This is a genomic window from Flavobacterium sp. UBA4854 (genome assembly GCF_002399805.1).
Classification (GTDB): Bacteria; Bacteroidota; Bacteroidia; order Flavobacteriales; family Flavobacteriaceae; genus Flavobacterium; species Flavobacterium ginsengisoli.
In genome coordinates, this window is record NZ_DHEI01000113.1 from 24,724 (window position 1) to 33,786 (window position 9,063).

Below are 9,063 nucleotides of genomic sequence, written 5' to 3' on the forward strand. Positions count from 1 at the left end.
CCAAAATCTGAAACATAAATTTCCAAAAGTTATTCTGATTGTGACCATAATATTGATTGAGTTCCAAAGATTTTGTTCCAGGCATAGTGCCTAAAATCAGAATTTTAGAATTTGGAGAACTAATAGGAGCAAAGGAAAAACTTTTCATGTTTTAATAAATAATGGCTTATGTTAAAATAAACATTTATAAGGAATTATAAAACAAAACTGAAAAATTATATAACATTTTTGGTCTGTCTTTAAGCGAACTTTGATTCTCAGATTTTTAGCAAATAATCTGTTTAAGGAATTATAGAATTTTAAAATCCGGCGAACCATGAAAATTGTTACTATAAATACAGAAAAAACTCAAAATATATTTGATGAACTTCAGACTAGTTTTGGCGGAAAGGTGACTTTTGATTTAGACGAATATGCACTTAAAGTAGAAAACGACTTTGCAGAAGGTTGTATTATTGGAGCTTCCTTTAATGATAATATATCGTACGTTCAGTTTGATATGACATTTTCTGGAGATGTCAGACTAGATTTTCTAAATGTAAAATCGTCACCTATTTATTTTGCATATTGTTCTAAAGGTAATCTTTCGCATAGTTTTGGGTTAAGTGGAGAAGAGCGAAAATTGAAAACCTTTCAGACTGCAATAGTAACATCAAAAGAAAATCAAGATAATGTTTTATTTTTTGAGAAAGGAAAGAAAACAAAACTCACCTTAATTATTGTCGGAACTGAGATTGATGATGCCAATCAAGCCCATTCTTTAAGTCAGCAAGTAAAAGATACTTTTTTTGAGAATAATCAAGTAACAGATTTCTTTTACATTGGATCATATAATTTGCAGATTGCAGAAAAAATAGAACAGCTTAATTCTATTACACAAAAAGGAATTGTTAGAAATTTGTTGAAAGAAGGAATAATGAGAATTATTCTTGCAATGGAAATACAACAACATTCTGATGATTTATATGCTTTTGCAAATGAGTCAAACGGATTGACTTTGAGAGAAATGGAAGAAATAAAAGAACTTTCAGAATTCATAAAAACAAGCCCGGAAGAAGCCTTCTCAATCAAATCTTTGAGTAAAAAATCTGGATTATCTCCAAACAAACTTCAAGAAGGCTTTAAAATGATTCACAATCGTACTGTCAACGATTATATTACACACATGCGTGTTCTTAAAGCCGAAATCCTAATCAGAACATCCGATCTAAATATTTCAGAAATAGTGTATTGCATTGGTTTCACCAGCAGAAGTTATTTCTCTAAAATATTTAAACAAAAATTCAACTGTAGCCCAAAAGAGTATAAGTTTAATTTGAATTCTCTCGCAATTACTGCGTAATTGAGGTACAAAGGTTCAGGGGTTCAGAGGTGCAAAGTTTTTTTTATCATAAATAATGTAGTTAGCTATTAAGCAATATATATAGAAAGTCTAAGATGTATAAATCTTAGACTTTTTTTGTGAAAAACTTTGCACCTCTGAACCCCTGAACCTTTGTACCTAAAAAAAATCTTTGCAAAAAAGATTTTTTTTATACATTTGCATAACTAGTTATATAATTAATTATTTATGGAATTTTTTGATAAAGTTGGAAAAGCGGCGTTAGGAAGCCGTTTGCGTTTAATGACTGCTATTGTTACCGATGATGCTGCGAAAATATATGAATTGTATGGAGTTGATTTTGTGCCGAAGTGGTTTCCTGTATTTTATACATTGGCAGAAGAACGTGAAATAACCATTACTGAAATTGCTAATGAAATTGGTCATTCTCAGCCTTCTGTCAGCAAAATTATTCAGGAAATGATTGGTGCAGGATTAATTCAAGAAAGCGCAAAAACAGATGATAAGCGCAAGAACAATGTAGCACTTACTGAAAAAGGAATTTTAATTTCGAAGAAAATCAAGCAGCAGCTAGAAGATATTGATGTTGCGATTGAAGGGATAATTTCTGAAAGCAAGCACAATTTGTGGGCAGCATTGGAAGAATGGGAGTTTTTACTAGAGCAAAAATCTTTAATAAAAAGAGTTAGCGAACAAAAGAAAAAGAGAGAAAGTAAAGATGTAAAAATTGTAGAATATAAAACAGAATATCAGCAAGCTTTTAGAGAATTGAATGTAGAGTGGATCTCGAAATATTTTGAAATGGAAGAAGCCGATTATAAAGCGCTGGATAATCCTGAAGATTATATCTTAAAAAAAGGAGGAAAAATTCTTGTGGCTTTGTATGAAAATGAACCTGTAGGAGTTTGTGCTTTGATTAAAATGAATAATTCCGAATACGATTTTGAAATGGCAAAAATGGCCGTTTCTCCAAAAGCACAAGGAAAAAGTATTGGTTGGCTTTTAGGAAAAGCAATTGCCGAAAAAGCAAAAGAACTAGGAGCAAAAAAAATATATTTAGAAAGCAACACGATTCTAAAACCTGCAATAAACCTATATTATAAACTTGGTTTCGAAAAAGTTTTCGGTCTTGAAACACCATATAAGAGATGTAATATTCAGATGGAATTAATAATTAAATAAAGAACAATGAAAAATGTTGTAAAAAAAGAAAATGCTGTTTCAAGACAATTTTTAGGAGTTGATTTTGTAGTACTTTCAATAGGGAAAGATTCTATGGTGACAAAAATGTTATATAAATCAACTGATTCTGTGCCATTTCATAAACATTCAAATGAACAAAGTGGTTATGTTATTTCAGGAGCCTACAAACTAAGATTTGAAGGAAAAGAATTTTTATTAAATGTAGGAGATACTTATTCAATTCCTGCTAATATTGAACATTCTATAGAAATTATAGAACCAGGAGAAGTTGTAGATGTATTTACACCTATAAGACAAGATTATTTGTAATTAAGTTGCTAAGGTTTTAAGATACTAAGACTCTAAGAAAAAAAACTTAGAACCTTAGTATCTCAGTATCTTAGAATCTTTTTTATCTTCCAAATCGGTAATAATCTAAATCTGTATTTTTTTTGTTATTGAGAGAATCCAGGATTGAATTCATTCCGATTACACTGAAAGTAATTCCGTTTCCTCCGAAGCCTAGAATATAATGTTCATTTTTTCTCGGATTTGGCTTCCCGAAGTAAGGAAGACCGTCTTTGGTTTCTCCAAAAGTGCCTGCCCAAGAATAGTCAATTTTAAAATCTAAATCTGGAAACCTTTTAAAAAATTGCTTTAAAAGATACGCTTCTTTTTTAGGAAGCAATTTATCTCGTTTTGTTGTATCCTTAAAATCCTCATCGCCGCCGCCCATTATGATACGATTATCTTCTGTAGTTCGAATGTAATGATACGGAGAGGCGGTATCCCAAAAAATAGTGTTTTTAAAATGCTCTGGAAGATCAGACTGACTTTCAGAAGTGATAACATAAGTACTTTTTAAATCGACTACTTTTTCTTTTAAAGTTTCTGTACTTTCATAACCAGTACAATGTATAATGTGATCGGCAGTAATAGTATGCTTGGAATCTGTAGTGGCAATAATTCTGCCTTTTTGATGCTGAATGGAAGCAATGTTAGTTCGGTCAAAAATTTGCATTCCCTTTTCATGGCAATGAAACAAAAGATCACTTGCCAGTTTAAAAGGATCCATAACAGCTGCTGTTTTAGATTCTACTCCAGCAATTGCATTCAATCCCATTTTTTGCAATTCTGATCTGCTCAACCAGCTTATTTCAAAACCATGCTGTTTTCTGGCTTTGAATTCATTTTTTAAATACGGAACATCTTTTTTTAAAGTAGTAAAATAAACGCTTTTTTTAAACTCAAAACCACAATCGCAACCAATAGTATCAATTATGTTTCGAAGATCAAAAATGGCTTTTTTTCCGTTTTGATAACTATCTATGGCACATCTAGCACCACGAAGTTTTATTAGTTGATGTAACGGAACATCAATTTCGTACTGTAATAAGGCTGTACTGCCCGAAGTGCTTCCGCCGCAGACATCGCGACGGTCTACAAGAACAATTTTTTTTCCTTCATTTAATAGCTTATAAGCCGTTAAAGCTCCTGTAATGCCACCACCAATAATTAAGACATCGGTATTAATATCAGAATTAATAGAAGGATAACTCTGTTTTTGGGCATTTTTTAAAGGCCAATAGGTTTCAGTAGAACTTAGTTTCATTTGGTTATTTTTTAGTGCTGTTTTTGGAAGTTCTTTTTGGTTTATTTGGTTTTATATTTTTTTCTTTCTTGCGGTTATGAAGTTCATGCGCTTCAGCAATAGAATGTGAGGTTTTTATGCTTTGCTCTTTTTTGGCAAGTTCACTTAATCTATGATAATATTTCTGAATGATAATCATTTCCTCTTCGGTCATACTTTCAATATCAACAAGACTATTGCTAGATAATTCATTAGAAGCAACGAGTTCGTTTAATTTTAACTGAATAGCAAGTGAATCTTTATTTTGCGCTTTCTGAATTAAAAACACCATCAAAAAAGTAATAATTGTGGTTCCTGTATTAATGACCAGTTGCCAAGTTTCTGAATAATTGAAAACAGGTCCTAAAACAGCCCAAAGCACTACAAGAAGAAATGCACCTATAAAAGCGGGCGTGCTTCCTGCAGCTTTGGAAACTTTTGTAGCAAACTTTTCAAATGCATTGCTATTATGCTGAGATTTAGAGTCCATTATTTTTTTGTTTTGGATTTGCTTACTTTTTCTTCTCGAATAACTTTATTGTTTTTTTCGTCATAAACGGCAGGATTAATTTCCTGTCCAGTTTTACTGAATATTTTAATTTTGGGAGCTTCATGCGTTCCAGTAATTACAATTGGAAAACCTATGATTCCGAAAAGCGGAAGTCCTAAGCGCATTCTAAGATCCAAAAGTCCGTCAAAGCTTGTAGTTCCTTTAATGGTTGGCCTAAAGCTGGCTACATTAAAAGTAAATGGCTCAATTTTTATAAGGTTTTTGTCGATAGTCGATTTAATTTCAATTCCTTTCATATCGGGATTGTCCAAACCGCTTTGTCCTGTTTTAGAGCTAATTCCGTCAAAAAGTTTGAGACCTTTAATTTTTACATCACGTAAATTTATTGTTCCTCCACCTTGCATCGATTCATAAATTGGTCCCATATTTCCATTCAAATCTCCTTTTACACTATAGTCAACAGAAACTATTCCGTGCGCTTTTTCAGCAGCAGTAACCATGTCATGAAACATCGGAATTTCTTTATATGCTCTTTGAACATCAAAATCTTTTGCTGTAAAATGAGCATCAAAATGTGCCGAAGTTGGAGATTCGTCTTTGTATAATGCATTAATTCCTAAAACACAATCAATGATATTAAAGGTAATGTTTTCTAAGTAAAATCCTTCTTTTTTTATTCCTATTTTTCCATTTAATTTATTAAAAATCAATTTGTTATATTCTATTTTGTCTGCACTGGCATCTAAATTGACATTTAGGTTTTTTGGAATAATGACAACACCGCTCATTTTTGGGTGATCTTCTTTTGCATATTCTACTTCTAGGTTTCGGTCCTTGTTTTCGCCGTCTTCAAGCGCCATAAATTCATCAACATTAATTAGTTTTGATTTTAGGTTGAAGTTTCCGCTCAAAGTCCCTTTCGATTCTAAAAAGTAATTGATCGTATTTAAGAGATAACCATTAATATCAAAATCTGATTTTCCGTACGAAGCATTAAATTTTTCGAACCACATTTTCTCATTCTGGAAACGGAAATTCCCTTGTTTGATAAAGAAAGCTTTCGGGAACAATTCGGAAGTTGCTTTAATGTTTTTTAGAATCAATGTTCCTTTATTATCCAGTTTGTCATATTGCCCAGTTGTAGCGTAGCTTTGTTTTCCTTTTAATGAAAGATCCGCTTTGGCGTAACCAGTCAAATCAAGACCTTTTTGAGAGAAAACCTGATAGATTCTGCCCACATTCAGTTCGCCTTTAATTTTGGCATTATAAGCTAAATCGCTAAAATCAGATAATGTAGCATTTACATAAACAGGGTTTCCTTCAAAAACAAAAGATGCAGGTGCCACGGCCACAATTAAATCCTGATATGTTCCCGCTTTATTGAGCATATTGGCTACAAAAGTGATATTAGTTATAGGATTTGGATAATATTTCGTTTTCAGCCATCCGTTTCTTAAAGAAATACCACCAATAGTTTTTGGAAATAATTTTTTAGAAGTGCTAAAAACTCCTCGAGCCTGAATATCGGTTTTAAGAATTCCTTTCAAATCAATATTTTCCAAGCCTAAAGCAGCATCAACAACAGCAAGGTCTAAAGCGCCTTTCACGCTTGCATTTATCGACATTTCGCTTAGACCTTTGCTGTGCAGATAAGCATTAAAATAATCTTTGTCGCCTACTTTAAATTTCAACGTTCTAAGATTTACCAGTAATTGTTCGGTATCCAAAGACGGAAGCATGGCGTTTAAATCCATTTGAAAATCGGTTAAAGGAACCGGCGCATTTTTATAATTTACCGAACCTTCGTTAATTTTTAAATTGAAGGCCAAATTTGGTTTTTGCTTTTTCTGAACGTTGTAATCTCCTTTAAAACTGAGCAATAAATCGCTTCTTCCAGAGATTTCTGTTTTCTCGAGCCAAGTCAAATATTCAGGAGGCATTACAGAAAGTAAATCTTTTACAGTTGTATTTTCTGAAGCTGCCTTGATATTGATTTTATAGCCATCTCTTAAAATGCTAAATATTCCCGTAAATTTTAATGGCAATTTATTAATATGAAGTTCATTTTTCTGAAGAATGAAAGTAAGCGCATGCGTATTGATTCGGGTAATTAAATCGGCACTCACTTTTTTTCGACGTAAATAACCTGTTCTGTCATAATAAAAATCCAGATTATCAATTTTGGCATCAGTTGCGAGATCAAAAATGTCTTCGCTTAGATTTCCTTTTCCGATATAATTAAAGCCTTTTGCATCAACCAGAATCTTTGCAGAACGGTCATTATATTTTACATGACAGTTTTGTAAATCAATGCGTTCTAATCGAATTGCAGTTCCTTCTTCTGGAGCATTCGGATCTTCTTTTTTGTTTCGATCTTCGGGTGCAACATAAATATTATAATTTGCCTGACCTTTTTCGTTAACCATTACATTGATTAAAGCATCTGAAACATAAAGTTTATTGATTTTAACTTCATTATCAAAAAGCAGTCTTTTAATATCAATTCCAAAAGCAACTTGATCTGCTTTTAATAAAGTATCATTGCTGAATGGCTTAGATCCCGTTAAAGACAAATCGTCTAACGAAACGGTTAATGAAGGAAAATGTGTGAAAAACGAAAGTTTAGATTTGGTAAATTCCAATTTGGTGTCCAGTCGCTCATTGGCAATTTTTTTCACTTCCGAAGCAATTTTCCCAGGAAATAGCAACGGAATAATAAACAGCAAAAACAAAATCACCGCAATCGTGATTCCAGTAATTTTTAAAACTTTAATGGCGGTATGTTTAAATGAACTAGGCATATACTTTTTTTAATTGTGAATTGTGAGTTGTGAATTGTGAATTGTGATATGCTGGATTTTTAATTTGTCCTTATGAGCGGAGTCGAAGGATCGCATGCTTAATCTATTCTGTATGTTCTAAAGGGCGTGTCCTTCGACTTCGCTCAAATGACATAAAATGAGAATTGGAATTTGGAATTTGAGTTTTAATACATATTTATTTTTTCTCGGTTTCAGCTTTTTTAGTTTCTTCTTGTTTTTGCTGTTCCTCTTTCTTTTGCTCGTCTTGCTTCTCTTTTTTTGCTTCTTTCTTCTCTTCCTTTTCTTTTTTAGCTTCCTCTTGTTTCTCTTTTCTTTCTTCTTGCTTTTCCTTTTTCTCTTTTTCTTTTTTCTTGAAGTAGCCTCTAAACAGGAAATTGCTTTTTGCGGCTTCCATATTATCACTGAAACCTTTTGTTCCTGTTTCTAGATTAGAAAGTGTATTCGAAACGCTATTAGCCATTTTATCGTCTTTAACCAATCTTGCTAAAGCCCCGTTTCCGTTGTTCATGCTGTGGCTGAAAATGGCTATTTCGTCTGAAATCACGCCAATATTATCCACGCTTTTTTTAACGCTTTTCATAATGTCATTCATCTCAATTCCATCAATAGAAGCGATTTGTCCATTATCTTCAATCATTTTTTGAGATTTGTTGCCAGGAGAAATAGTTAGCACTTTGTCGCCCATTAAACCATCAGAACCAATACTGGCTGTGGCATCTGTTTTAATAAATTTTCGAACCTCTTCTTTCATTACCAAAACAACCCTAACAATAGAGTCATTTTTTAACTGAATTTGTTCTACTGTGCCGACATTAATTCCAGAAAAACGAACGTTGTTTCCGACCTCTAAACCGCTCACCGTTTTAAATTGAGAGCTAATGTGAAAAGTAGAGCCAAAAAGATTCTGCTGTTTTCCTATGAAATATACAGCCATTATAAAAAGCAGTAAACCTATCGTTACAAACATTCCTAGCTTCCAAGTATATCCAGATTCCTTTTTCATGATTTCTATTATTTATTTTGCTTATTCAAAAAATGAGCGTACCCATTCGTCTTCGTCTTTTTCTAATTCTTCGTATGTTCCTTCGGCATGAATAACACCGTCTTTTAAAACTACAATTCGATCGGCAGTCATTTTTGCGCAAGCCATATCGTGAGTGATAATAATCGAAGAAGTTTTTTGTTTGTGTTTAATGTCCAATATCAATTCGCTGATTTCTCGAGACGTTATGGTGTCTAGTCCAGTTGTAGGTTCATCGTATAAAATGATTTCTGGTTTTAAGATTAAAGTTCTTGCAAGACCAATTCTCTTTTTCATACCGCCTGAAAGTTCAGAAGGCATTTTGTCAACTGCTTCGGCAAGACCTACATTTTCTAATGCTTCCATTACTTCGTTTTCAACTTCATCACTGCTTAAATCGCGTTTGTGTTTGGTTAATGTAAAAGCGAGATTTTCTCTAACGGACATCGAATCGTAAAGTGCTCCACTTTGGAACAAAAAACCAATTCGGACTCTAATTTCATTCAGCTCGCTTTTTGAAATATTAAGAACGTTTTCATTAAAAACTTTGATTTC

The 9,063-nt window shown here is 32.8% G+C and carries 8 protein-coding genes; 3 read left to right on the forward strand and 5 right to left on the reverse strand.

The window, feature by feature from the left end; genetic code table 11:
• Positions 1–316: 316 nt before the first annotated feature.
• The 3 genes from B3J44_RS16860 to B3J44_RS16870 all read left to right on the forward strand — a co-directional run bounded on the left by B3J44_RS16860 (position 317) and on the right by B3J44_RS16870 (position 2,854).
• Entirely contained in the window at positions 317–1,342 is a 1,026-nt protein-coding gene (locus B3J44_RS16860) for a helix-turn-helix domain-containing protein (RefSeq protein ID WP_286969808.1), read from the forward strand.
• A 228-nt stretch (positions 1,343–1,570) separates the two neighbouring features.
• On the forward strand, positions 1,571–2,524 hold the full coding sequence (locus B3J44_RS16865) for a bifunctional helix-turn-helix transcriptional regulator/GNAT family N-acetyltransferase (RefSeq protein ID WP_286969809.1): 954 nt from the start codon (positions 1,571–1,573) through the stop codon (positions 2,522–2,524).
• A gap of 6 nt (positions 2,525–2,530) precedes the next feature.
• Entirely contained in the window at positions 2,531–2,854 is a 324-nt protein-coding gene (locus tag B3J44_RS16870; RefSeq protein WP_278021103.1) for a cupin domain-containing protein, read from the forward strand.
• A gap of 82 nt (positions 2,855–2,936) precedes the next feature.
• On the opposite strand, the gene B3J44_RS16875 is transcribed toward B3J44_RS16870, so the two are convergent.
• From B3J44_RS16875 to B3J44_RS16895, 5 genes are all read right to left on the reverse strand, one after another.
• Entirely contained in the window at positions 2,937–4,136 is a 1,200-nt protein-coding gene (locus B3J44_RS16875) for an NAD(P)/FAD-dependent oxidoreductase (protein WP_286969811.1), read from the reverse strand.
• Between the two features lie 4 nt (positions 4,137–4,140).
• Positions 4,141–4,644 (reverse strand): low affinity iron permease family protein, encoded by a 504-nt coding sequence (locus B3J44_RS16880; protein WP_286969812.1) that lies wholly within the window; start codon positions 4,642–4,644, stop codon positions 4,141–4,143.
• Entirely contained in the window at positions 4,644–7,466 is a 2,823-nt protein-coding gene (locus B3J44_RS16885; RefSeq protein ID WP_286969813.1) for an AsmA family protein, read from the reverse strand. The genes B3J44_RS16880 and B3J44_RS16885 overlap by 1 nt, the downstream gene beginning before the upstream one ends.
• Positions 7,467–7,662: 196 nt before the next feature.
• Complete coding sequence (locus B3J44_RS16890; RefSeq protein WP_286969815.1) at positions 7,663–8,490, reverse strand: MlaD family protein; 828 nt, start codon at positions 8,488–8,490, stop codon at positions 7,663–7,665.
• Positions 8,491–8,511: 21 nt separating this feature from the next.
• Positions 8,512–9,063, reverse strand: a 552-nt coding sequence (locus B3J44_RS16895) for an ABC transporter ATP-binding protein (RefSeq protein ID WP_286969817.1), incomplete at its 5' end; no start/stop codon positions are given.

Bases quoted from the DNA above. Each gene is read 5' to 3' on its own strand.
- B3J44_RS16870 (WP_278021103.1), top strand. From the start codon at position 2,531: ATGAAAAATGTTGTAAAAAAAGAAAATGCTGTTTCAAGACAATTTTTA.
- B3J44_RS16865 (WP_286969809.1), top strand. From the start codon at position 1,571: ATGGAATTTTTTGATAAAGTTGGAAAAGCGGCGTTAGGAAGCCGTTTG.
- B3J44_RS16885 (WP_286969813.1), bottom strand. From the start codon at position 7,466: ATGCCTAGTTCATTTAAACATACCGCCATTAAAGTTTTAAAAATTACT.
- B3J44_RS16875 (WP_286969811.1), bottom strand. From the start codon at position 4,136: ATGAAACTAAGTTCTACTGAAACCTATTGGCCTTTAAAAAATGCCCAA.
- B3J44_RS16890 (WP_286969815.1), bottom strand. From the start codon at position 8,490: ATGAAAAAGGAATCTGGATATACTTGGAAGCTAGGAATGTTTGTAACG.
- B3J44_RS16860 (WP_286969808.1), top strand. From the start codon at position 317: ATGAAAATTGTTACTATAAATACAGAAAAAACTCAAAATATATTTGAT.
- B3J44_RS16880 (WP_286969812.1), bottom strand. From the start codon at position 4,644: ATGGACTCTAAATCTCAGCATAATAGCAATGCATTTGAAAAGTTTGCT.